Source organism: Magnetococcus sp. PR-3 (assembly GCF_036689865.1).
GTDB lineage: Bacteria > Pseudomonadota > Magnetococcia > Magnetococcales > Magnetococcaceae > Magnetococcus.
On sequence record NZ_JBAHUQ010000013.1, the window covers coordinates 35,007 to 58,313 of the forward strand.

17 protein-coding genes are annotated in these 23,307 nt (G+C 51.2%); 12 read left to right on the forward strand and 5 right to left on the reverse strand.

Translation table 11 applies throughout. The features are described from left to right. Positions 1-323 precede the first annotated feature (323 nt). The 3 genes from V5T57_RS09085 to V5T57_RS09095 are packed head-to-tail and all read right to left on the reverse strand — an operon-like array spanning position 324 to position 7,761. Complete coding sequence (locus V5T57_RS09085) at positions 324-4,499, reverse strand: ATP-binding protein (RefSeq protein ID WP_332890882.1); 4,176 nt, start codon at positions 4,497-4,499, stop codon at positions 324-326. Beyond that, the gene (locus V5T57_RS09090) at positions 4,496-6,928 is read right to left on the reverse strand and encodes a hybrid sensor histidine kinase/response regulator (protein WP_332890883.1); all 2,433 of its coding nucleotides are present in this window, start codon (positions 6,926-6,928) and stop codon (positions 4,496-4,498) included. Before V5T57_RS09090 ends, V5T57_RS09085 begins: the two co-directional genes overlap by 4 nt. Before the next feature lie 5 nt (positions 6,929-6,933). Then, a complete protein-coding gene (locus tag V5T57_RS09095; protein ID WP_332890884.1) occupies positions 6,934-7,761 on the reverse strand; it encodes a substrate-binding domain-containing protein in 828 nt (275 codons plus the stop codon). A gap of 428 nt (positions 7,762-8,189) precedes the next feature. Here V5T57_RS09095 and V5T57_RS09100 point away from each other — a divergent pair, with 428 nt between their 5' ends. Genes V5T57_RS09100 through V5T57_RS09110 form a run of 3 tightly spaced genes read left to right on the forward strand, consistent with a single transcriptional unit; the run spans position 8,190 to position 12,145 of the window. After that, the gene (locus V5T57_RS09100; protein WP_332890885.1) at positions 8,190-8,660 is read left to right on the forward strand and encodes a rhodanese-like domain-containing protein; all 471 of its coding nucleotides are present in this window, start codon (positions 8,190-8,192) and stop codon (positions 8,658-8,660) included. Positions 8,661-8,670: 10 nt separating this feature from the next. Further along, entirely contained in the window at positions 8,671-10,539 is a 1,869-nt protein-coding gene (locus V5T57_RS09105; RefSeq protein ID WP_332890886.1) for a sensor histidine kinase, read from the forward strand. A gap of 19 nt (positions 10,540-10,558) precedes the next feature. Next, on the forward strand, positions 10,559-12,145 hold the full coding sequence (locus V5T57_RS09110) for a DUF3369 domain-containing protein (RefSeq protein WP_332890887.1): 1,587 nt from the start codon (positions 10,559-10,561) through the stop codon (positions 12,143-12,145). A gap of 45 nt (positions 12,146-12,190) precedes the next feature. On the opposite strand, the gene V5T57_RS09115 is transcribed toward V5T57_RS09110, so the two are convergent. Both V5T57_RS09115 and V5T57_RS09120 read right to left on the reverse strand, forming a co-directional pair. Further along, positions 12,191-12,613, reverse strand: a complete 423-nt coding sequence (locus V5T57_RS09115) for a CoA-binding protein (RefSeq protein ID WP_332890888.1) — start codon at positions 12,611-12,613, stop codon at positions 12,191-12,193. A 22-nt stretch (positions 12,614-12,635) separates the two neighbouring features. After that, positions 12,636-13,793, reverse strand: coding sequence for a CBS domain-containing protein (locus tag V5T57_RS09120; RefSeq protein WP_332890889.1), 1,158 nt, complete (start codon positions 13,791-13,793; stop codon positions 12,636-12,638). 244 nt (positions 13,794-14,037) lie between these two features. On the opposite strand from V5T57_RS09120, the gene V5T57_RS09125 reads away from it, so the two are divergent. The 9 genes from V5T57_RS09125 to ahcY all read left to right on the forward strand — a co-directional run bounded on the left by V5T57_RS09125 (position 14,038) and on the right by ahcY (position 22,871). Then, positions 14,038-14,994 (forward strand): KpsF/GutQ family sugar-phosphate isomerase, encoded by a 957-nt coding sequence (locus tag V5T57_RS09125; protein WP_332890890.1) that lies wholly within the window; start codon positions 14,038-14,040, stop codon positions 14,992-14,994. A gap of 14 nt (positions 14,995-15,008) precedes the next feature. Beyond that, entirely contained in the window at positions 15,009-15,536 is a 528-nt protein-coding gene (locus tag V5T57_RS09130; protein ID WP_332890891.1) for a KdsC family phosphatase, read from the forward strand. 12 nt (positions 15,537-15,548) lie between these two features. Beyond that, a complete protein-coding gene (gene lptC / locus V5T57_RS09135) occupies positions 15,549-16,124 on the forward strand; it encodes an LPS export ABC transporter periplasmic protein LptC (RefSeq protein WP_332890892.1) in 576 nt (191 codons plus the stop codon). An 11-nt stretch (positions 16,125-16,135) separates the two neighbouring features. Then, positions 16,136-16,669 (forward strand): LptA/OstA family protein, encoded by a 534-nt coding sequence (locus V5T57_RS09140; protein WP_332890893.1) that lies wholly within the window; start codon positions 16,136-16,138, stop codon positions 16,667-16,669. Between the two features lie 14 nt (positions 16,670-16,683). Next, the gene (gene lptB / locus V5T57_RS09145; RefSeq protein WP_332890894.1) at positions 16,684-17,430 is read left to right on the forward strand and encodes an LPS export ABC transporter ATP-binding protein; all 747 of its coding nucleotides are present in this window, start codon (positions 16,684-16,686) and stop codon (positions 17,428-17,430) included. Positions 17,431-17,556: 126 nt separating this feature from the next. Then, positions 17,557-19,104 carry an RNA polymerase factor sigma-54 gene (locus V5T57_RS09150; protein WP_332890895.1) on the forward strand — a complete coding sequence of 516 codons (1,548 nt, stop codon included), beginning with the start codon at positions 17,557-17,559 and terminating at the stop codon, positions 19,102-19,104. Positions 19,105-19,143: 39 nt separating this feature from the next. Continuing rightward, positions 19,144-20,073: an RNase adapter RapZ gene (rapZ, locus tag V5T57_RS09155; RefSeq protein WP_332890896.1), complete on the forward strand. Its 930-nt coding sequence runs from the start codon at positions 19,144-19,146 to the stop codon at positions 20,071-20,073. Positions 20,074-20,263: 190 nt separating this feature from the next. Next, positions 20,264-21,433, forward strand: a complete 1,170-nt coding sequence (metK, locus tag V5T57_RS09160; RefSeq protein ID WP_332890897.1) for a methionine adenosyltransferase — start codon at positions 20,264-20,266, stop codon at positions 21,431-21,433. Between the two features lie 112 nt (positions 21,434-21,545). Next, complete coding sequence (gene ahcY / locus V5T57_RS09165) at positions 21,546-22,871, forward strand: adenosylhomocysteinase (protein WP_442918190.1); 1,326 nt, start codon at positions 21,546-21,548, stop codon at positions 22,869-22,871. Positions 22,872-23,307 lie beyond the last annotated feature (436 nt).

A 23,307-nucleotide genomic window follows, 5' to 3' on the forward strand; every position in this document is an offset into this window, starting at 1 on the left:
TATCCCCCACGTGATCCAGATGTTCTGTTAATGTCTTTATGCAAAGTATCTTCATATAAAGATAAATGCTGTGGGGTATACTGTCCAGATTATTATTGGGCGGTATGGGCGCGGTTAAAAGGGCAGAGTGCCCGATGAGATGGGATAAAACAGGGGGCCAAAAGCGGGGATGTCCCCACTTTTGGCCGTCTGTTCTAGGGTCTCTGTGTATGGCTTATGGTTGCTTGAACCACCCTTGCAGGTTCGGCCCCCAGCTTGTCTGTTGCCATGGGGGTGCGTGATGAGGGTTTATCCCCCATCTCTAACCGGATTGCCCCAGGCTTTTACGTGGTTTCAGGGCATGCAGCCAAAGCCTGCAACAGTGGGGTTATCTCCTGATCCATACGGTCGATAAGGGTGTGGATTTCATCTTTGGGTTGGCGCATTTGAATGGTTGTTTCCAAGGCCAGGGCCATCGCCTGTAGATGGTCTGCACCAATGCTTCCCAGTAGTCCTTTAAAGGTATGAACAATGGGTTCAAGATCGCCATAATCACCGGTATTAAGCAGGTTGCGCAGTGTTTCGCAGGTGTGCCGTTGATCCACCTCAAAGGCGAGGAGAATTTCCCGATAGAGCTGTTCATCACCACCCAGGCGTTGTAAACCCATGGCATAGTTAATACCGGGTAGGGTTGGATAGGGGTCTGAGGTGGGTTCTGCTGTGATGGCTCGGTTCGATGAGGTCGTTGCTGCATCCTCTGTAGCAGGCTCAGCTTCCTTAGCCGATTGGGGGGGGGCGGATGCACCCTCTGGGTTGGATCTGCCAAGCCAGTGGCTCAGGGTTTGATACAGCGCCTCTGGGTCAATAGGTTTGCCCACATGATCATTCATCCCCTCCGCTTTAACCTTTTGGCGATCTTCTACCGATGAACTGGCGGTCATGGCCAGAATAAGGGGGGCTTCTCCCAAACGGCTACGAATCTGAGTGGTTGCCTGAAAACCATCCATGATGGGCATTTGTAGGTCCATGAGTATGGCATCGAACTGACCCGAAGTGGCTTTTTCCACCGCTTCAAACCCATTACTGACCACGGTGACCTGAATGCCCACCCGGCGTAGAAGCTCTGAGGCAACCTGTTGGTTGATGGGGTTATCCTCTGCCAAGAGCAGATGCCGACCGGCCAGTTGAGGCCAATGTTCTGTCGGTTCTGAGCCCTTGGGTACGTCAACTTGGGCTAGGCCTTGCCACTGGGTATCCCCCAACAGTTGCATGGTGCTGTCATAGAGGCTGGAGGGGGTCACAGGCTTTTGTACCGACCCCACCCGGTTATCATTGGCCGAGAGATCCATAACCGCTTGTTGGGTTTGATACCCATGCAGGAGCAGAACCCCGCCGTGCTCAAACCGTTGCAACATGGGGCTTAATAACAGCTCCAGATCTTGGGCCATAGAGACCGGTAACATATCGGCATCCACCACCATGAGCAGAGGTAGCGGATGCTGATCCAACCACTGGCTAAGGGCTGTCATATCCTTTACGGGATGACAGATCAGACCAAAGCGCTGAAGATGCTCCCCAACGACCTCCCGGACCCGCTGATTGGTACTGGCAATCACTACGCTACCTTCAAAGTTTTGTGGGCTGGGTTGCTCATGCTCTGGTACTGAGAAGGGCAAGGTAACCTGAAAGAGTGAGCCCTTATTAGGGGTGGATGTGACACTGATCTCCCCAGCCATGAGCGTAACCAATTGGTGAGAGATCGACAGTCCCAAACCGCTACCCCCATATCGGCGAGAGGTGGAGGCCTCTGCCTGTTGGTAGGCCGAGAATAGGCCGGATAGTTGCGCGTCGGTCATGCCAATGCCGGTATCCCGTACCGCAAATGTTAAGGTGATGTTTTCGGTGGCTGGTAAAGGGTGTGCGGTAATACAAAGCTCTACCTCACCTTCATCGGTAAATTTAATGGCGTTACCAATAAGGTTAAGTAGGATCTGGCTCAGACGTAATGGGTCCCCACGGAAGGTGTTGGGTAGACCAGGGGCTTTATCAAAAATCAGTTCAATCTGCTTCTCTTGCGCTTTAACCGCAGTGAGGGTCGCCAGATTGCTCAGCACATCGTCCAGTTGGAAGTCGGTCTGTTCAATCGCCAGTTTGCCGGCCTCAATCTTGGAGAAGTCCAAAATATCGTTAATGATACGCAGCAAGGATTGTCCCGCATGATGGATCTTACCCAGATAATCCTTCTGTCGTTTATCCGGTGTCTGTTCCATGGCCAGATGGCTCAACCCAATAATGGCATTCATGGGGTTGCGAATTTCATGGCTCATGGTCGCCAGAAATTCCGATTTAGCCTGGTTGGCCTGCTCTGCTCGGTGGATGGCGTTGCTCAGCTCCAGTGCCGCTTGCCGTCGCATTAACCCCATGCTAACCACATTGGCCGCACGGGCCAGAAAAGCGGTCTCGTCCTCTTTTTGTTGATGTCCGTGGGTAAGGTAGAGCACCAACACACCCAAGACCTGTTCACCATCCATAATGGGTACGTTGTAATGACCGTGGGGGGCAATGCCCTCAAATTGGATCTCATGTCGGTGATCAATACAGTCAGCAAACTGTAGGGTACCGCTTTGGGCTGCTTGACCACAGAGGCACGTACCAAAGGGTACTTCGGCACAGCGTTGGGTGAGTTCAGGATCTAAATTATGGTTGACCATTAACTTCAGGCAGGGCTCTGGGCCTGAGTCATCGGTCAGAAAAAGGGCACCAACCCGTTTTAATTTTAACCATGGGACGGAATAGATGAGTGTTTCCAGCACCTCTTCCAGATAGTTCGCAACATCACTCTCCTGCAGGGTTAGTTTAAGCAGCATCTCCAAGGTGCGCTCTTCTGCGGCATTCAGCTCGGCATCCTGTTGAGAGAGGATCAGTTTCTGCTCATCCAAACGCTTTTCTGTAATATCCCAAAAGGTGATAACGGCACCCGAGCGTTTTTCTCCTTTCCATAGGGGTATGCTACTGTATTCGGTATAGAAAAAACTGCCATCCTTATTCCACAACACCTCATCTGTCACATGGTGTTCCCGCTGTTCCCGTAGGGCGGCTGACATACGACAGGCATGTTCAGGGTAGGCGGTGCCATCGGCGTAGGAGTGATGGATTTTATCGTGAATATTTTGCCCCAGCAGCTCTTCTTGATGATAGCCAAGCATCCGCTCAGCGGCTGGATTGATGAAGGAGACAAGCCCTTGCTCATCAATGCCAAAAACACCGACATCGGTAGCCTCCAATAACTGTTTGGCGCGGTTATCGGCTTCGACTTCACTTTTTTGTGCAATGAGTTTGAGCATCTCATCAAAGGCATTGGCCAGTATGCCCACCTCGCCACTGGCGGTGGTGGGCAGGGGTTGATCAACCTGCCCCCGTGAGATGGCATGGACCGAGTGGATCATCTCACGTAACGGCCGGGTTAGAGAGCGGGTGAGCATAACGGCTAAGAGCAAGGCCATGACCACCATGGTCAGGCCCACCACCAAACTTTCATTACGACTGTTGTAGAGCTGGGCTAAAATCTCATGGTAGGGCAGGCCGACGGTGATGACCAACCGCTGATCGGGACGATCCGGATTATGGTGCAGGGCAACGACCCCCACCAACTCCTCATAGCCTTGGGCTCCGTTGGAGATCAAAGAAAAGGAGTCTTTTAGGCCATGATTCAGCCTTTGCGCCAGTTGCGGATAGAGGTTTAGCATTTGTGGTGCTTGGTTGAACTCAAAACCAAACAGATCTTCGCCCTTATGGGTGGCATTGCCTGCCAACAGATAGCCATGACTGTTAAACAGATACATGGAACGTCCCTGAGGCATGGCCTGGATGAGGCGGAACAGAGGGCGGACATCCAAATTAATGACAAGGATGCCGAAGGTCTCTCCCCGCTGATCAAAAATAGGCATGCTAGCGCGTATAACCGGTACATGGGGTTCTTGGATCGCGCCATGTTCCCGGTTTAGATTAATCTCTGACAGATAGACCCGATCTTTGGGCAGGATAATACCCCGTTTAAAATAGGGGTGTTGTCCTTTGGACTGCAATTTTTCCTGGGGTATACGTAGAATATGGGGCTGACCAGTTGGGCGTTCAATACGGATCACCTCTCGCCCGTGTGCTTCAAGACCAATAAGGCGGATCTGCTGATAATCGGGGCGCTCTTGGGCCAAATTGGTAAAGATCTGTGCTGTACGGTCCAGATGATAGTTTAAATCTCCCAGGGCACGGGTTTGGCCGCGGGCACGTTCTGCAAGCTCTACCAGAGCCGGATCTTTGGATAGGGTGCGTAGATCGGAGATCAAATGCTGAAGGGTTTGATTAAGTTGAACGGCAATGTCCAGCGCGGAACGGGTCACTTCCTCTTCCGCATGCACCACCAGCTCTTGTTGAAACCGCTGCATAATGGCATAGCCCACACTACCTGCAGCCAAGACGGCGATCAGGCTGACCAAGGTGATGATCTTACCACTGATGGTCATGGGTCGACTCCTTCAACAAGGCAGGCATACGGATGAATGGCCTGTTGCAACTGGGTTAACTCAATAGGCTTAGGCAAAAAGCCGTTCATACCTGCTGCCATACAGTTTTGCCGATCCTGCTCCAGCACATTGGCTGTCAGGGCAATAATTGGTATGGCATGTGGTGCCGTGGGTAGTGCCCTTATGTGGCGGCACGCTTCCAAACCATCCATATCTGGCATGCGAATATCCATTAAAATCAGATCGTAGTGCGCTTGTTGAACCTGCTGGAGTGCCTCAATACCGTTGTTGGCAAAGGTCACCTCATGCCCCAGTTTGGCCAAATAGCCTGCGGCAATCTGCTGATTAACCAGATTATCCTCTGCAACCAGTATCTGGAGGCTGGGCGCACGATCAGGGGTTGTATGTTGGCCTGATGGGCCAGCTCTGTTTGCGCCGGTGTGGTTCACAGGATCAAGGTCTGCTGGGGGATTGAGGTGATGATCCAGTCGTGTTAGCAGGGCCCGCAACCGCAGAGGGCGCGGCAAGGTAAGTAGGCCTGCGGAGGTATCAACCTCAACACCGGGAGGATGAATGAGCATGATGAGCAGATGCTCAAAAGGGTTCTCTTTACGCAGTTTACGTCGCAGTGCTTGGGCAAACTCATCCTGCTCATGTTCGAGCAACACCAGATCCACAGGGCGTCCTTGAGCATGCAACCGCCATAAAGTACGCAAGGTTTGGTCTTCACTGGTAACCAGCGTGACCTGACGAAAATAAGGGGCGAGCAGATCCCGCTGTAGTTCCCCAACCACGGCATTGGGGTGCCAATAAAGCAGGTGTAAATCCCGTAAGTGTGTTGGCGGAGGGGCGTGAATGGTCTCAGCCAGGGGGAGAGGAAGGTCAAACCAGAAGTGAGAGCCTTGACGTTCCTGGCTCTGCACATGAACCGTGCCCCCCATTCGATGAACCAGGGCTTTAATAATAGACAGGCCCAGGCCAGCACCTTCATAGCGGCGCGAGGCGGAATCATCCCCCTGGGTGAAGGTTTCGAACAGTGTTTTCTGTAAGCCCGGAGAGATCCCGATACCCGTATCTTGCACATTGAAGCGAATAAGATGGTGGTCTGAAAAACGGTTGACCAACTCCAGATCAAGGGTGATCGACCCTTCACTGGTAAATTTAAGGGCATTCCCCAGTAGTTTTAATAGGACCTGAGCCAAGCGTTGAGCATCCCCTTGATAGCTGCGGTGCAAGGGGCTGGGTAGATGGTAGCCAATGGCGGGACCTTGTGCCGGGCACTGTTGGGAAATGACGGAAATTACATGTTCCATCAACTCCAGTAGATCAAAGTTCTCTTCTTTTAAAACCAGTGTTTCGGTATCTAAGCTGGCGAGATCTAAAAGGTCATCAATGATCTGCTGAAGGGCAAAATTACTGCTCTCTATGGTACGCAGTTGCTGTTGCCGTTGGCTGTTAGGCTCGGAACCAAGCAGTAGGTCCGTCATGCCACGAATACCGTGAAGTGGGGTGCGGATCTCGTGACTGATCATCGCTAAAAAGGCGGTTTTGGCTTGGCTGGCGCTCTCGGCTTGCTCTTTAGCTTTGGTTAGATCTTTAACCAACCTGTGCAGGTTACGGTGGGTGCGGTCCACCTGTCGCGCAATCACCATGCCCATTAAAAGTACCAGTGCAATGACCAGGAGTGAGAACAGCAGCTGCATCACCCGGTAGCGGGCTCTCTGTTGGGCAACCTTCTGTTCTAAGGCATCCAATGTTTGCTTGGTTTCATAAAAAAGTCGGCTGGCATTTTCATGCATGCGCACAAAAAGAGGGGGTATGGTTTTAATAAAACGTTCAATGGCATGGCGGTTACCCAAACCGCGTTTCAACTCAGTCTTGAGCTGAAAAAGATGATCCTGTTGACGTAAAAGAACCGATAACTGGGCAATTTTATCTTCAATTTGCTCCAGCTTGGGCTCCAGGTCGATCATCTCCAGTACAAAAGGTGTGTGGCGTTCATCAATACGGTAGTGCACGGTGCGGGTCATGGTGTCTTGAACGGTCAGGTTCAGATGGGTGGTCATATTCACCACCCCTCCCCATTTAAGTACCTTCAATTTACTGCGCAGGCTGTTAATTTCATCCAACAGTTGCCCTCGAACCACCAAGCGTCCTCGGGGGGTTGGGGTGAGCGGCAGGGCGTACACCCCTTTTTCAATGAGGGTTAGATTATGGATAATCTGTTCACCCAAAAAGATACGGGCACGCTGATTTTCTGTTTTCTGGCCTAAGTCATCAATCACACTGGTAAAGATAAAGTCGAGCAGCAGAAGAAGGATGAAGGCCACCAGAAAGAGCGCCATCTGTAGATAGACCCGACGTCTGGGTGAGGCTTCATCCGCTTCGGTATGCAAAGGTGGCGCTGTGTGGTTTAAAGGCTTAAGCATATGCTTTAGCTAACATCCGTATGGGTATCCAGAAAACCAAAGGCGCGGAAAATAGATTGCCCCTCCTCAGAGGCTGCTAATTGCATAAATTTATCGGCCAGTTCAGGGTGACGGCTGAAGGTAAGTTTGGAGAGAACCAGCTTTTTAGGTTTGGCCATGGCAGGGGGTAGATCAATTACATCAAATAGGGGCTTGTTCTCTTCAAAGTAGCCGGTAGCCCGCCAGTTAATAATGATATCGGCATCCCCTTTACGCAGGGCACGGTTTAAGGTGCGAGATGCCGTAGTTAGATAGGTAGCATGTTCAAATACTGTTTGATAAATGCCTGCACGACTAAGGATCTTTTTGGTCTCACGGCCAATGCTGCCACTTTCTGGATTACAAATCACCACAGAGAGATCTTCTCTCAAGAGCTCACGAACATCCCCTTTGATCTGTTTGGGGTTGCCCTTCTGCACCATAATGGCGGCTTGATTGTAGCCAATATGTACGGCATCGCCCAGTAGGCCATCGGCCATATTTCGCTGCCGGTACGAGGCTGATCCGGGTAGGTAGAGATCCCCTTCATGAGATTTTTTTAAACTCATATAAAGATCTTGAGAGCCACCTTGGGTAAAGACCACCTTAATCTGTTCACGCTGCTCCAACAGCTGGCCGATCGCCATCATCGGCTTAATCATGGTAATGCCACAATAGACCAACAGGTTCGGTTTTTTGCTCTTATGCTGTTTGGCGGATATGTGGGGGGTGGTTTCAGGCGCGTCGCCACACCCTGTCAGTAAGAGGGGGCTACCCAGGGCTAGGGCGGAGAATTGGCGTCGTGTCATACCCATAGCATCACTCCTATCGTGGGGTCGAAAACTCTACGGACAAACGGCCAGGCCAGCCGCAACTGCAACGCTAGATTAATGGAATTTATATCATAGTGAAAGCACCCAAAAGAAACACAGGGTAACAGAGATAATAAATGGTCCGTATCCGCGGTAAATGCTGCAAAAGTAAGGTGTTCTTAACTGTTTTGGTCGTGGGTGGATCCCTGTTTTGACGCTGTGTTGATGCAGGAGAAAATAGGCACGCCGTGGTCCGAAAAAAAGTGCTGAGCATGGGTTGGAAAAAAGGGATATCCATAAGATTTTATGAGATAAATATAAAAAACCCTTCTGTTTATATGTATATATGTATAAAGATGTAATGCTGACAAATATTTTTGGTATGCTACTTAGGTTGTTGTATTCCGTGTCTATTATTTATGGGTATGGTCATGAGCCGACTTTTTTTTCTGTTTAGCTTTCTTTTTTTCCCTTCAGGCTTGGTTTATGGCACATCTGCAGCTGTGGATGTGCCCCTGCAACTCCCTGCTGTAAAGCAGATCGTGAGCACACAGCTTATGCAAGGTGTGTTGGGCGGATCTTTGCTGGTTATCGATGCCCGAACCCGCTCTGACTATCTCAATGGTACCATTCCTACCGCCTATAATTGCCCGGTCCCATTTGGTGCACCCACCCTTCAGCGTGATGAAATTGAAGCGGTGGTTGGCATTCTATCGGGCTGCTCTGCCTTAGAGGGTTTGGAGAGCCACACACAAAAAAAAGTGGTTGTCTTCTGTAATGGTGCCCACTGTTGGCGTAGTGCCAAAGCTGTATTGGCCTTGCAGCTTATGGGTTTTGAGCAGGTCTATTGGTACCGTCAAGGTATGAACCAATGGCGTGCGCAACGTCGACCTATGATGTAGAGGTATCGCGATGTTGACCTCCCTGCGCAGCAAACTTTTATGGATTGTGCTCTTACCACTGTTGGTGGTGCAGGTCGCCGTCTATCTCTCCATCTACAAGCTGGAGGAGGCAGGCATCGCTCAGTTGGTTCATACGGCACCCCAGGAGTCTGAGCGGCATTGGAAACATTTGCTGATGTGGAAAAGTCAGGCGATGGAGGGTCTGGTGAATCATGTCTGGCGTAATGGGACCCTACGCAGGGCACTCAACGGTCAGGATGGGCTGGATGCTCAGCAGGCTGCACTGAGTAGTTGGAACCAGATGCGTCATACCATCGATCTGTTCTATATCTGGCAAGTCGGGATGTCAGGTCAAGGTATGGTCAATTATGGTATGAAAAACCCTGTTTGGCAGGATAGAGAACCCGCTTTGATCAGCCGCGCCCGTGAACAACAGCAAGGTCAAGTGGGTCTTATGCGCTGCCCGGATGGGCAAGTTCGGTTGGTGGTGATCCAGCCACTGTTTGTAGGGGTAGGCAAACCCTTAGCCTATGCCGTGCTTGGTATGGATATGCCGGGGTTGGTGCAAGCATTTGCCAAGATGACAAACTTTGAGCGTGTTGCTTACCGCCCCACAGTCACGGCTATAGAGAAAGTCGGTCGGTGGGATGAGGCGACCTCCAACATTGCCATTGAACTGCCGCTTTTGAATATTCAGGGCGATTCGTTAGGGGTGCTGGAGATTGTCCGCAGTGAATCGGAACTGCACCAGCAGTTTCATGAAGCCAAAAATTATGCCTTGGCCATGCCGTTGATGGTCTCTGTGGTGGTGTTATTTATTGGGGTTTGGTTTGTACGCTGGCTGATGCAACGCTTTTACCGCCTAACCGGCGGATTGGAGCAGATATCCAATAGCTATAGCTGTAATTTGGAACATATAAAGCTAACAGAAAAACAAGGGGATGACCTGGATCAGCTGGAAGATTACTTTAACCAGATGGTCTGTCTGGTGAGCTCTAGCCACGCGAAGCAACGTCTGCAACATGCTCAGATGGAGGAGAGTAATCGACAGCTGGAAGCTTCTCTTGAGCAAGTTCAACAGGCCCAGACCCAGTTGGTTCAGGCTGAAAAATTAGCCTCCCTGGGGAGTATGGTGGCTGGGGTTGCCCATGAGATCAATACGCCGTTGGGTATTGGTTATACCGGTATTACCCACTTTCGTGACACCCTGGAACAGACCTTAAAACGCTACCGGGCTGGAGAGCTGACAAAGTCCGGTTTGGAACAGTTTTTTACCGATCTGGAACAGAACAGTGAAATGATACGCGCCAACTTAAAGCGGGCGGCTGATCTGGTCCATAGCTTTAAGCAGGTCGCGGTTGACCAGACAGAAAACCAAGATCGTCGGTTTGATCTAAAGGTCTACTTGGAAGAGCTGCTCTTAAGTTTACAACCCACCTTAAGGCATACGGCTGTCACCCTCTCTTTAACCTGTCCTGAAGGGCTTATGCTCTACAGTTGCCCTGGCTCATTTTCCCAAGTGGTGAGTAACCTGCTGCTTAATGCCGTGAAACATGCGTTTGATGAAGGCGAGCAGGTCGGTTGTATTGATTTAAAGGTGCAGACGCAGCAGCAGCAGATTGTGGTGACCATAAAGGATAATGGGTGTGGCATTGCGCCAGAGCATTTAACCCGGGTTTTTGATCCCTTCTTCTCCACCAAGCGCCATGCGGGTGGAACAGGTCTGGGTTTGCATGTGGTCTACAATATGGTGGTAACCCGTTTGGAGGGCACCATTGCTGTGGAGAGTGAGGTGGGGCAGGGTAGCTGTTTTACCCTCATGTTCCCCCAAACGGTTTCTCGGGCACAAACTTTATTGGCGCAAGCCGCATTATCCTAATAAAGCCTCGGAGTGGGATATGAACGATATGCTTGATGAACTGGGTTTGGCACCAGAGGCTCCATCCTCATCTGAGCCTGAGGGCACCTCTGTATTGGAACCCTGGAAGGTGATGGTGATTGATGATGATGAGGATGTGCATGCCTTAACCCAGCTGGTGCTTAAGGATGTGCAGTTTGGCGGGCGATCGATCCAGTTTATTCATGGACATTCCGGTGCAGAGGCGCAAACCCTGATCGCGCAACATTCAGATACCGCTGTGCTGTTCCTGGATGTGGTGATGGAGCAGGATCAAGCGGGTTTGCAGGCTGTAAAATATATTCGTGAGGAGCTTAAAAACCATCTGGTCCGTATTATTCTCCGCACTGGGCAGCCGGGGCATGCCCCTGAAACCTCCGTGATCATTGACTATGATATTAATGATTATAAAGAAAAAAGTGACTTAAGTGCGCGCAAGTTGGTGACGGTACTGATCGCCTCACTGCGCAATTATCGGGATTTAAAAACCATTGAGCAGAGCCGAGCGGGGCTAGCCCGGATTATTGACTCCACCAATCAACTGTTTGAGGTCTCCTCCCTACAGCGGTTGGCGTCGGGTATTTTAATGCAGTTGGTGGGGATACTGGGGATGGAGGAGAACTCTTTAATGGCTTGCCCCACCGGCGGCTTGGCTGCGGTAGATGATGCGGTTAGTGGTTGGCGCATCATTGCAGGGACTGGGCATTTTGAGGCCTACCAGAATCAATTTCTTAATGAAACAGGGTTATGTGAAGCCGAAAGTGCGTGTATTCGCACGGTGTTGGAGCGTGGTCAAAATCGGTTTGAAAAAGATACCTTTGCTGGGCTGTTCAAGACAAGCGGGGGTAAGCGCGCGTTGATCTTACTCAAAGGCAGTCGGCCTTTAAGTGAGATGGATCAGGATCTGATTCGTATTTTTTCATCCAACATCAGTCTGGCTTTTGAGAACCTGAATCTGCATCACGAAGTGTTGGAAACCCAGCAGGAGATTACCTTTACCTTGGGTGAGGTGATTGAAATGCGCTGTAAAGAGACCGGGAGCCATGTTCAGCGCGTGGCGGAGAGCTGTTATCTGTTAGCCCGTTATTTAGGGTTTTCAGAGGAGGAAGCTCAGACACTGCGACAAGCGGCCCCTCTTCACGATTTGGGAAAAATTGCCATTCCTGATGAAATTCTTCATAAACCGGGCCGGTTGGACCCTGGGGAGATGGATCAGGTGCGTGACCACTCCGAATTTGGCTATAAGGTGTTAAAACGGGCTGAACGCAGTGTGCTAAAGATGGCCGCTATCATCGCTCTGGAACATCATGAGCGATGGGATGGTACCGGATACCCCAAAGGGATAAAGGGGGAGGATATTCACCCTTTTGCACGCATTACCGCCCTGATTGATGTGTTTGATTCGCTACTCCACCCCAGGGTTTATAAAGCGGCCTGGCCATTGGAGCAGGTGTTGGAGCTTATTAAACAGGAGCGGGGCAGCGCGTTTGAGCCCGCCGTGGTGGATATGTTTTTAGATAACTTGCCTGGGTTTATGGCCATTCAGGGTCGTGCAGGGGGGGATACCCATGAGGTGGTGTGTGCCTAATAAAACACGGGCTGCAGCAAGCAGCCCGTGTGGGTACCTTAGTGCTTAAAGCTGGGACTGCAAACGGGCATGTTCAATCTTTAGGCAAAGATCTTGTGTGGCTGGGATGCCCGCTTTGTCACAGATGGCCATGGAATCCTCATTGGCAATGCCAAGTTGGATCCAGACATGTTTGGCTCCAATGTTAACCGCTGCTTCGCACACCTCAGGGGTCTGCTCAGCACGGCGGAAAACATCGACAATATCCACCTGGATATCACTGGGAATATCTTCCAGTGTGGCATAGGCTTTTTCACCCAACACCTCATCAATACCCGGGCGAATGGGGATGATGGTATAGCCATGGCGCTGCATATAGGCAGCAACCATGTTGGACGCACGATCCGGTTTGGGGCTTAAACCTACCACGGCGATGGTCTTGCTGGTCTTTAACATATCGACCATCTGGTCGTCATTCATGATGGGCATTGTCTCTTACTCCCTTACCAAATCAGTAGTCATCATCATCATTTTCCTGGATAGCCCAGAAGATCCGCTCTTCACCAGAGGGGGTTTTGACCAGTCGAATACGGGACAAAACTTTTCTTTCCTCGCCCTCTGTGGTGACGGCCGGTATCTGGATTTTACGGATTTCACCACAGTGTGTCAGCAGGGTATAGAGGGCAGGCCAAATTTCCTTATCCTTGACCAGGTGGTTGGCGGTGATGCTCTGATCCTTAATCGCAGCTTCAGTTAGCCCCAAAAGTTTTTTGCCCTTTTCGTTAAAGGCCAAAATGGTGTGTTCCCCTTCTGGCAAAATCCAAACGGCCGGGTCGGGTACGCTCTCAGGGTTTAGCACCGCCTGATGGCTGCGTAGATTACTGGCCATGGCGTTGATCACATCGGTCATGCTGATCATGCCGTGGAAGGTGCCATCCATATCGGCAATTGGTAGGCGGCGATGGTCGGTCTCCATAAAGATCTCCATCACCTCATCCAGGGTACGACCTGGATCAATAGAGACCGGCTTGCGGCGCATGAAATGATCCAATAACCACTCCGGTGACCAATCTTCTCTCAGGCGCAGGTTCATCAAGTCCCGCTCGGTGACAATGCCGATTAAAATACCAGCATCTACCACCAGCGCGCAGCCGCGGTGCCAGGCGAACATCTTTTGGGCTACTTCCCGATATTGAATACCAGGGGAGAGCATGGGGATCGGCTTACGGACCACATCCATAGCACGGAACTGTTTGAGTAGATCTGTGCGGGGTAGGGAGGCCAGAATCTGTTTTTCATTAATCGCCCCAATAAGGATCTCTTCCTCATTGAGTACCGGGAAACGACGGAACCGGCGACGGCTGTAAAGATCCAACAGCTCCTGTACCGGGGTCTCTTCATGGACAATATGGGGGCGGGAGAGACGCATTTCCCCAATCTTGGTGGTATCGGGATCGCGTCCCTGCACAATCCATTTTAGAAAGTCAAACTCTGTGGCCAGCCCTGTCGGTACCATATCCTGCAACACCACGGCAAAACCGGGTGCCGAGTGGGATTGGCTGGTCATGGCCCGCATACCGTCCCGTAAGCTGGAGGTAGGGGTCAGGGTGATGACGTTTCCGATCATTCGGTCGCGCACCTTCATGGGCTTGTGGTCGTGATGGCTCATGGGGGCTTCCTTTATGGCTCATATTTCAGGCCGGTGAATGGGGTGCATGCAGCGGCATTATAGCCATAGCTGGGCCGGATGTGACCGGTTTTTTTTACAAACCTGCCGATCAATTTTTATCAACCATGGCCTTTTACCCTTAGAAAAGGGCAAAATCACCCTTTGGTCTTCACATGTTGTGCCCATGGTTGGTGTGTTGAATGGTGTCCCATGGGTTTTAAAATCGGTATGAAAGAGTAGAGCGATGCTGGATAGAGCACGGCAAACCATGCAGTTGGAGGCAGAGGCGATCTTGGAGATGCGTGATCGCATCGGCAGTGAGTTTGAAAAAGCGGTGAATCTTATTCTCTCCTGTCGCGGTCGGGTTGTGGTAACCGGTATGGGTAAATCGGGCATCATTGGTCATAAGATTGCGGCAACTCTGGCCTCAACCGGTACGCCCTCTCTCTATCTTCACCCTGGTGAGGGGATCCATGGAGATCTGGGAATGGTGACCGAGCACGATTGTGTCATCGCACTCTCCAACAGTGGTGAAACCGCAGAGACCTTGGCCCTGTTGCCGGTGATCAAGCGTATTGGTGCCTCCATGATCGCCATTGTAGGCCGTATGGACTCCACCATGGCTCGGCAAAGTGATGTCGCGTTGGATGCCTCGGTCACCCGTGAAGCGTGCCCGCTTAATTTGGCCCCGACCACCTCCACCACGACCGCTTTGGCGATGGGGGATGCGCTGGCTGTGGTGTTGTTGGAAGCCAGAGGTTTTGATGAATCGCAATTTGCCCTGTTCCATCCCGGTGGTGCCCTGGGCCGTAAACTGCTGCTTACGGTGCGGGAGTTGATGCATAAAGGGGCGGAACTGCCCCGTGTTCAACGGCAGACACTGGTTAAAGAGGCGCTGTGGGAAATGACCTCTAAACGGCTGGGTTTGACCGCGGTTTTGGAAGAGGATGAGCGACTTTGTGGCATTATTACCGATGGTGATCTCCGTCGCCAGCTGGAGGACCACCCGGCTGACCTCATGCATCTTAAAGCTGAGCAGATTATGACGGTGAACCCAAAGACCATCTCTGTGGATGCCTTGGCGGCTCAGGCTGTTCATGATATGGAGTCCCGTTCCATTACCGCATTGGTGGTGGTGGATGGCGATAAGATGGTGGGGATTATCCATCTCCATGATCTGCTTCGTGCTGGTGTGGTATAAGGAGCCTCTTGGTTATGGATGAAGCACTGTTGAAGCGGTTAAAAGAGATCCGTCTGGTCGCGTTGGATGTCGATGGGGTGCTCACCGATGGGGGGATCTATTATGGTAACCAGGGTGAAGAGCTAAAGCGCTTTTATGTGCAAGATGGCCTGGGTATTCGCTTAATGTTGGATGCGGGCATTCATGTCGGCTTAATTACCGCTCGGCAGTCCCAGTTGGTGGCACGCCGGGGTGCTGAGCTGAAAATGAGTTTTGTGCATCAAGGTGTTAAAGAGAAGTGGGGCTGTTTGCGTGAGGAGATGACACGGCTGGGGGTTGAACCCAGTCAGTGCGCCTATATGGGGGATGATCTGATCGATCTGTCCATTCTGACCCGTGTTGGTGTGTCTACAACCCCGGCTGATGGTCATATGGCGGTTCAGGAACGGGTGGATTGGGTGGCGCCTAAACCCGGTGGGGCTGGTGCCGTGCGGGCACTGTCGGATGTAGTGCTGCAAACCCAAGGTGTGTGGGATACTATTATGGCGAGAATGATCGGGTAGGGTGTCAAGACTGTGCGCAAGCATGTCAAAAATATGTTTTTACTCACCGCTTTGAGTATTGTGGGTGTGACGGGTTGGTATTTAACCAATCAAGATCTGCCCGGTACCGATGAGCTGCTGGGCAATAACAGCTTTACAACAGAGGTTGATGCCCAAGGTAAAGTCACGGGCATTACCCTGACCCAATATGATGGGGATAAATTACAATGGGCCCTAAGTGCTCCTGGGGCCAATCAGCGTCTGAGTGGCTGGACAGAAATTCGTGCACCAAGGTTAACGCTCTATACGGAAGATGGTGATGCCATCTACATTTCAGCGTTATCAGGGCGGGTGCATGCCAGTACCCGAGCCATGGAATTTCTGAAGGATGTACAGGTTACCGATCAGCTGCAACGGCGGCTGACGACAGACCGATTGCACTTTGATGCCAAAAAGGGGGAGCTTTCCTCGGACAGGGCGTTTAAACTGGTTGGCGAAAATATAATCCTTGAAGGTGTGGGGCTCCGTCTGTTAAAACAGGCACGAGAATTGCATGTGCTTAAGCGGGTACGTTTGATTTTTCTCCAAGGCACCGAGGATCTGGTGTGAGCATGAGCTCGATGGCAAAACAATGGATTGTCGCCACATGGATGGCGTTTATATGCACCCTCTGTCTGGTGCCGATGAGTCATGCCCAACAAGGGGCATTGACCATATCGGCTGATCAGCTGGAGATGAATGACGTTAAGCAGATTGCCATTTTCAAAGGCAATGTGCATGCGGAGGAGGGGGCTATGCAGCTCTTTTCGGACCGTATGTCGGTGCGCTATCGCCCCAGTAAGCCGGGCAGTAATAAACAGGATCGCATCCGCGAAATCCTGGCCACAGGTAATGTGGTGTTACGCCAAGGTGAACATATTGGTCGGGCAGATGTGGCCAAATATAACGTCAAAGGGCGATCACTGATCCTGGAAGGCAAAAAACGTACGGCGGTGGTGCAACGCAACAAGGATCGCCTGGAAGGGCAAAAAATTCTGTTGCAGATGGATGAAAACCGCCAGATCAAGAATGTAAAGGTCGAGGGTGGCCGCCGGGGTCGGGTATCTGCGGTGATCACGCCAGATGGGGATATCAAACCCCAAGAACGGCCTTGAGGAAATAGGATCTCATGAATTCAGGGATCAATAAGGCGACCAACCGGCTGGAATCACGTAGCTTGAGTAAGCGCTACCGTGGTCGTGAAGTGGTGGCCAATGTCAGTATTGGTGTGGAGCCAGGGCAGGTGGTTGGCCTGCTGGGACCCAATGGTGCAGGCAAAACTACAACGTTCTATATGTTTGTCGGGCTGGTTGGGCCGGATTCCGGCGCTATTGTGCTGGATGGGCGTGATATCAGTACAGAGCCTGTGTTTAAACGGGCGCGGGCTGGTATCGCTTACCTACCCCAGGAGCCCTCCGTATTTCGTAAGCTAACGGTACGAGATAACATTCTCTCCATCTTGGAGACCCTACCTTTGGGGCGCGAAAAGCGGCTACAAAAGTTGGAGTCACTGATGCTGGAGTTGGGGGTGGCGCATCTGGCCAGAACCAAAGGTTACGCCCTCTCCGGTGGTGAACGTCGCCGGGTAGAGGTCGCGCGGGCCTTGGCCATTGAACCACGCTATATTTTGCTTGATGAACCCTTTGCTGGGGTTGACCCCCTGGCTGTTGGGGATATCCAGTCGATCATCCGCCATCTAAAAGAGCGGGGTATCGGCATTTTAATCACGGACCACAATGTTCGTGAAACCCTAGGTATTTGTGATCACTCCTATATTCTCTCCGAAGGGCGCGTGCTGGCAAGCGGCGAACCGGGTATGATCGTAGAGGACGAACGGGTGAAAAAAATGTATCTGGGTGAAAACTTTAAACTCTGACCTGGAAGTCGGAGTCAAACGAAAGGTTGCAAGGTAGCGACCTTCATAATGGAACCACACAAGAGTTGGCAGGCTGTCCACCCTATGGCAAAGGGAGGAACAACTCTTTTAACAGGGAGTGTGTCCATGGCTTTGGGTATGGAACTCAAGCTGCGGATGGGTATGCAACTGGTGATGACACCACAGTTGCAGATGGCCATTCGGCTGCTACAAATGTCCAGCATGGATCTTCAGGAGTATCTCCAGGAAGAGCTGGAGAAAAATCCACTGCTGGAGCGTGAAGACGAAAACGGCAATGCCGTGGACGGTGATACCGCCCCCGACAGTGGCGAAGCTGCGGCATCTGAAAGTGCAGGTAGCTCAGAGACCGAAAGTTTTGCGGAACCCCAAACGGCCCCCGAGCCCTCAACAGAGACTCCGGCCGAGATGGAAGGCTTTCAGGTCGAGGAAGGACCCGCTCCTGAGGTCACCAACCTTAGTGAGGATCTGCCGGTAGATGCGGAGTGGTCGGATGTCTATGCCGATACCAACTCCAATTTCGAATCCCGTAATAACTCCCTCAATACCTCTGAAGCACCGCCACTGGAAAATACGTTGGTGCGCAACGACACCCTGTCGGATCATCTGATCTGGCAACTGGGTCTCTCCGCACAAAATGACAGTGAGCGTGTCCTGGGCATGGCCCTGATTGATGCCATTGATGAAAATGGCTATCTCACGGCCTCTCTGGAGAGCTTTCAAGATACCACAGGGGCCTCTTTGTATGATCTGGAAGATGCCCTGCTGCTGATACAATCGTTTGAACCTTCCGGTGTGGGGTCGCGAACCCTGGCGGAATGTCTGTTGCTGCAGCTTAAAGCAGACCGCATGGCGGTGGCGCCCTATACCGCGTTGCTGGATCACTTGGATGATCTGGCCCGACGGGATTTCCGAAAACTGAGCCGGGTTTTAAAACTCTCTGAAGAGGAGTTGGCGGATGCGGTTTCGGTGATCCATGCGCTGGATCCTAAACCCGGATTGGCCTACGGCAGTGATCAAACCAGTTATGTGGTGCCCGATGTTTATGTGCGTAAGCAAAATGGCAAATGGGTTGTAGAGATTAACCCTGAGACCCAGCCTCGTTTGCGTATTAACCGCCACTATCAGGACCAGATCTCCCGCTACGCCTCGGCCGATGACAAGCGCTTTATGACAGAGTCGGCCCGTAGTGCCCAGTGGTTGATTAAATCTTTGGAACAACGCTCCTCAACCATCTATCGGGTGGCGGAGAGTATTGTGCGTTTTCAGGAAGATTTTTTGGAAAAAGGGCCAGAATATCTCAAGCCGCTCATCCTTAAGGATGTGGCTGATGATATTGGTGTGCATGAATCCACCACCAGCCGGGTGACCAGCAATAAGTATATGCACACCCCGCGTGGTATTTTTGAGCTGAAGTATTTCTTCTCCTCCTCTTTGACCTCACAAACCGGTGAGTCACACTCATCCGAGGCCGTGAAGTTTAAAATTCGCAAGTTGGTGGATAGTGAACCGGCTCGACGTCCTTTCTCTGACGAAAAGCTGGCCAAAATGCTCAAAGAGCAAGGCATTAATGTTGCCCGTCGTACCGTGGCTAAGTATCGGGAGGCGATGAACATACCTTCATCGTCACGGCGTAAACAGCTGGAACCTAAATAAGCCCAATCGGATACCCTTACACAGGAAGTGGCCGGATCCATGGAAGAGCTCGGGGCAAATACCCCTCAAGTCACAAGTTTAGTCCTGGTAGCAGGCCTGTCAGGCGCAGGTAAATCTACAGCGTTAAAAAGTTTGGAGGATATCGGTTTTTTATGGATCGATAACCCGCCCCTGTTGGCCCTACCCGGACTGCTTAGGGAGTTGGGGGAAAACAACCAGGATATTCATGTCGCAGTAGGTCTACACATGCGTGACCACAGCCGAGATCCAGATGCTTTGGAGCGGCTCTACCCGGTTCTTAATGAGATGGCAGCCCGTCTGGAGCTGCTCTATCTCGAGGCGGATAGCGATATTCTGGTCAAACGGTTTCGGGAAACCCGCCGCCGCCACCCTTTGGCGGGAGAAGCGCATACCAGTGAGCACTTTTTGGAAGGGCGCACGGTTAAAGAAGCTGTTGTAGAAGAAAAACAGCTGATGCAGTCGGTCCGGGCCAATGCCGATTTGGTGATTGATACCACCTACTTGCGTCCACAGATGTTACAAGAGCGTGTGGCTGACCTATTCCGCAGTGACCCCAATGGTCAGGAAATCACCCTGTTTGTGCGTTCATTAGGGTTTAAATATGGCTCTAATACCGATGCGGATATGGTTCTGGATGCCCGCTTTTTACAAAACCCCTATTACGACGCCAACTTGCGCCCTTTAACCGGTTTGGATAAGCCTGTACGGGATTTTTTGGAATCGGATAATGAGGCTGAGCAGTTCCTGGACCATTTGAAGGGTCTGTTTGGCTATCTGATCCCCCGCTACATTAAAGAGCGCAAATGCTACTTCACGGTGGATATCGGTTGTACCGGCGGTCAACACCGTTCGGTCTACTTGGTCGACCGTTTGCAGGATGCCTTGGCGCAGTTGGGGTACAGGGTTTTGGTGCGGCATCGGGATATACACCGCAAGTCGGCCAAATAGTTGCATAACCCGAGAGATATTCAAAAGACGAAAACTTTCTTTCTGAGTTGTCACTCAGTAGGATGTTGGTATGTGAGATGAGAGTGAGGGTGTGGGGCCGGCTGGTTCAAACCCTGTTTTGTGGATTAACCCACCGTGTTTGTTAACACGGTTTTATTATGCTGTTAGGCATCACAGGAGTGTGAGGATCATGCCGCGTAACTATCTGTTCTCTTCCGAATCGGTCTCCGAAGGTCATCCCGATAAGATGGCCGACCAGATTTCCGACGCCATTTTGGATGCCCTGCTTGAGCAGGACCCAGCTTCCCGTGTGGCGTGTGAGACCATGGTCAGCACCGGTTTTTGTACAGTGGCCGGTGAGATCACCACCAATGCTGTGATCGACTATCAACAGATCGCTCGAGATACCATTAACGAAATCGGTTATACCTCTGCCGATGGGATGGGGTATTCCGGTGATAGTGCTGCCATCTTCGTCACGCTGGATAAGCAATCTGTAGACATTGCTCAGGGTGTGAATGAAGGAGAAGGTATCGACCTGGACCAGGGTGCTGGCGACCAGGGCATCATGTTCGGTTACGCCTGTACGGAAACCGATGTGCTGATGCCTATGCCGATCTATTTTGCCCACCGCTTGGTTGAAAAACATGCGCAACTGCGTAAAAGTGGCGAACTGGCTTGGGCCCGTCCTGATGCCAAATCCCAGGTAACGGTTAAGTATGTAGATGATAAGCCGGTTTCTGTTGAGGCGGTTGTTATTTCTACCCAGCACAGCCCCGATGTCGACCACGACACCATTGAAAAAGAGATCATCGAAAAAGTGGTTAAAGCGGTGATCCCTGCTGAGCTGCTGCATGAAGGTACGGAATACTTTATCAACCCAACGGGCCGTTTTGTGATTGGTGGTCCTGTGGGTGATGCCGGGGTAACCGGTCGTAAGATTATTGTCGATACCTACGGCGGCATGGGCTCACATGGTGGCGGTGCTTTCTCCGGTAAGGATCCCTCCAAGGTTGACCGCTCTTCGGCCTATATGGGTCGTTATGTGGCTAAGAACATTGTGGCTGCTGGTTTGGCTGAAAAATGTGAAATCCAGGTGGCTTATGCCATTGGTGTCTCCCAGCCTATGTCGGTGATGGTTGATACCTTTGGGACCGGTAAGCTTGAGGATGAGGCGATTACTGAGCTGGTTAAGGAAAATTTTGACCTGCGTCCTAAAGCCATTGTTCAGCAGCTGGATCTGTTGCGTCCCATCTACAAGAAGTCTGCAGCCTATGGACACTTTGGTCGTGAGCTGCCTGAGTTTACTTGGGAGAAGACCGACAAGGCTGCTGCACTGAAGGCTGCAGCGGGTATCTAAGGTCGTTAATGACATGTTAGCGGGGGTTTGTTACCCTGCTTCGATCAATTGGGAAATTCATCCCGGACGCCAGTGCGTCCGGGATTCCATTTATAGAGGGAATGGGTAAGCCATGAACGTTGAGGTCAACAAGATGCAACTGGTCCCTGGCGAAGATTTTAAAGTCGCCGATATCAGCCTGGCTGATTGGGGTCGTAAAGAGATTGAAATTGCAGAGACCGAGATGCCCGGTCTGGTCTCCCTGCGCAGTGAGTTTGGTAAGGAGCAGCCTTTAAAAGGTGCCCGCGTTGCAGGTTGTCTGCACATGACCATCCAAACAGCTGTGTTGATCGAGACCCTTACCGCTTTGGGTGCTGAGGTCCGTTGGTCTTCGTGCAACATTTTCTCGACTCAGGATCATGCAGCCGCTGCCATTGCCAAGTCTGGTGTTCCTGTGTTTGCCTGGAAAGGTGAAACCGAGGAAGAGTATGTCTGGTGTGTCGAACAGACCATTAAAGGTCCTGATGGTTGGGTGCCTAATATGATTCTGGATGATGGTGGTGATCTGACGGAGATCATGCACCGCCCTGAATACCTGGATATTATGAAAGGTGTGAAGGGTATTTCAGAAGAGACCACCACCGGTGTCCTGCGTCTCTATGAAATGGCCCAGAATAGTACCCTGGAGTGCCCTGCATTCAATGTGAATGATTCTGTGACCAAGTCCAAGTTTGATAACTTGTACGGCTGTCGTGAATCCTTGATGGATGGCATCAAGCGCGCCACGGATGTGATGGTTGCGGGTAAAATTGGCGTTGTCTGTGGCTATGGTGATGTGGGTAAAGGGTGTGCGCAGGCCTTCCGTGGTTTGGGTGCAACTGTATGGGTGACTGAAATTGATCCCATCTGTGCCCTGCAGGCTGCTATGGAAGGTTACCGTGTGGTGACCATGGATGAGGCTGCTTCCCAAGCGGATATCTTTGTTACCGCAACAGGTAATAAGGACATTATTACCCGTGCACATATGGAGCAGATGAAGGATCAGGCCATTGTTTGTAATATTGGTCACTTTGATTCTGAAATTGACATTGCTTCGATCCGTGAGCTGAAGTGGGATAACATCAAGCCACAGGTTGATCATGTAACCATGCCCAACGGCAACCGTATTATCGTGTTGGCTGAGGGTCGTTTGGTTAACTTGGGCTGTGCAACAGGTCACCCCAGTTTTGTGATGTCCAACAGCTTCACCAACCAGGTGATGGCACAAATTGAGCTGTTCCATAGTGCGGATAAGTATGAGAACAAGGTCTATGTGCTGCCTAAGCATTTGGATGAAAAAGTGGCCCGTCTGCACTTGGGTAAAGTCGGTGCAAACCTGACCACGTTAAGCCAGGATCAGGCGGATTATCTGGGTATTCCTGTGGATGGACCCTACAAGCCTGAGCACTATCGCTACTAAGTTCTTGCTTGCAGTTGCGGTTATAGCAGGCCCTCATCTGTACAGATGGGGGCCTGTTTTTTTATGGGCGGCGAACCAGTAGCGTCTCGACTTGGCGTGCCTTCCATCAAAGCGATATCTCAACCGTATGCCCTGCTTTGTATACAAATGATGCTGTGTCTTTGAGGTGGCGAGATTTATGCACAGAATGACGGGTAGGTCCCTCAGCGGTAAACTGGCTAACAGCGTTCTTACCCTGACGAGCCTGTATGAGATTGAATGGATTACTTAGCAGTCTGTAAAAGTAGGTTTATGGAAGAATAGATAATCTTTTTAGTCTGTTAATTATCTAGATAAGATTTGTGTAGGATGATGAGAATACGCCAATAATATGGAATTGTGGTTGGGCGTAGTAGCAGGTTGTGATGGGATCCATTATCTATTTTTAGTCTGCCTT

Coding starts and splice junctions, on each gene's coding strand:
- lptB (WP_332890894.1), top strand. CDS start 16,684: ATGAATTCAGGGATCAATAAGGCGACCAACCGGCTGGAATCACGTAGC.
- V5T57_RS09125 (WP_332890890.1), top strand. CDS start 14,038: ATGCTGGATAGAGCACGGCAAACCATGCAGTTGGAGGCAGAGGCGATC.
- V5T57_RS09120 (WP_332890889.1), bottom strand. CDS start 13,793: ATGAGCCATCACGACCACAAGCCCATGAAGGTGCGCGACCGAATGATC.
- V5T57_RS09105 (WP_332890886.1), top strand. CDS start 8,671: ATGTTGACCTCCCTGCGCAGCAAACTTTTATGGATTGTGCTCTTACCA.
- V5T57_RS09110 (WP_332890887.1), top strand. CDS start 10,559: ATGAACGATATGCTTGATGAACTGGGTTTGGCACCAGAGGCTCCATCC.
- V5T57_RS09100 (WP_332890885.1), top strand. CDS start 8,190: ATGAGCCGACTTTTTTTTCTGTTTAGCTTTCTTTTTTTCCCTTCAGGC.
- V5T57_RS09130 (WP_332890891.1), top strand. CDS start 15,009: ATGGATGAAGCACTGTTGAAGCGGTTAAAAGAGATCCGTCTGGTCGCG.
- V5T57_RS09090 (WP_332890883.1), bottom strand. CDS start 6,928: ATGCTTAAGCCTTTAAACCACACAGCGCCACCTTTGCATACCGAAGCG.
- V5T57_RS09085 (WP_332890882.1), bottom strand. CDS start 4,499: ATGACCATCAGTGGTAAGATCATCACCTTGGTCAGCCTGATCGCCGTC.
- ahcY (WP_442918190.1), top strand. CDS start 21,546: ATGAACGTTGAGGTCAACAAGATGCAACTGGTCCCTGGCGAAGATTTT.
- V5T57_RS09150 (WP_332890895.1), top strand. CDS start 17,557: ATGGCTTTGGGTATGGAACTCAAGCTGCGGATGGGTATGCAACTGGTG.
- rapZ (WP_332890896.1), top strand. CDS start 19,144: ATGGAAGAGCTCGGGGCAAATACCCCTCAAGTCACAAGTTTAGTCCTG.
- V5T57_RS09115 (WP_332890888.1), bottom strand. CDS start 12,613: ATGCCCATCATGAATGACGACCAGATGGTCGATATGTTAAAGACCAGC.
- V5T57_RS09140 (WP_332890893.1), top strand. CDS start 16,136: ATGGCAAAACAATGGATTGTCGCCACATGGATGGCGTTTATATGCACC.
- V5T57_RS09095 (WP_332890884.1), bottom strand. CDS start 7,761: ATGGGTATGACACGACGCCAATTCTCCGCCCTAGCCCTGGGTAGCCCC.
- metK (WP_332890897.1), top strand. CDS start 20,264: ATGCCGCGTAACTATCTGTTCTCTTCCGAATCGGTCTCCGAAGGTCAT.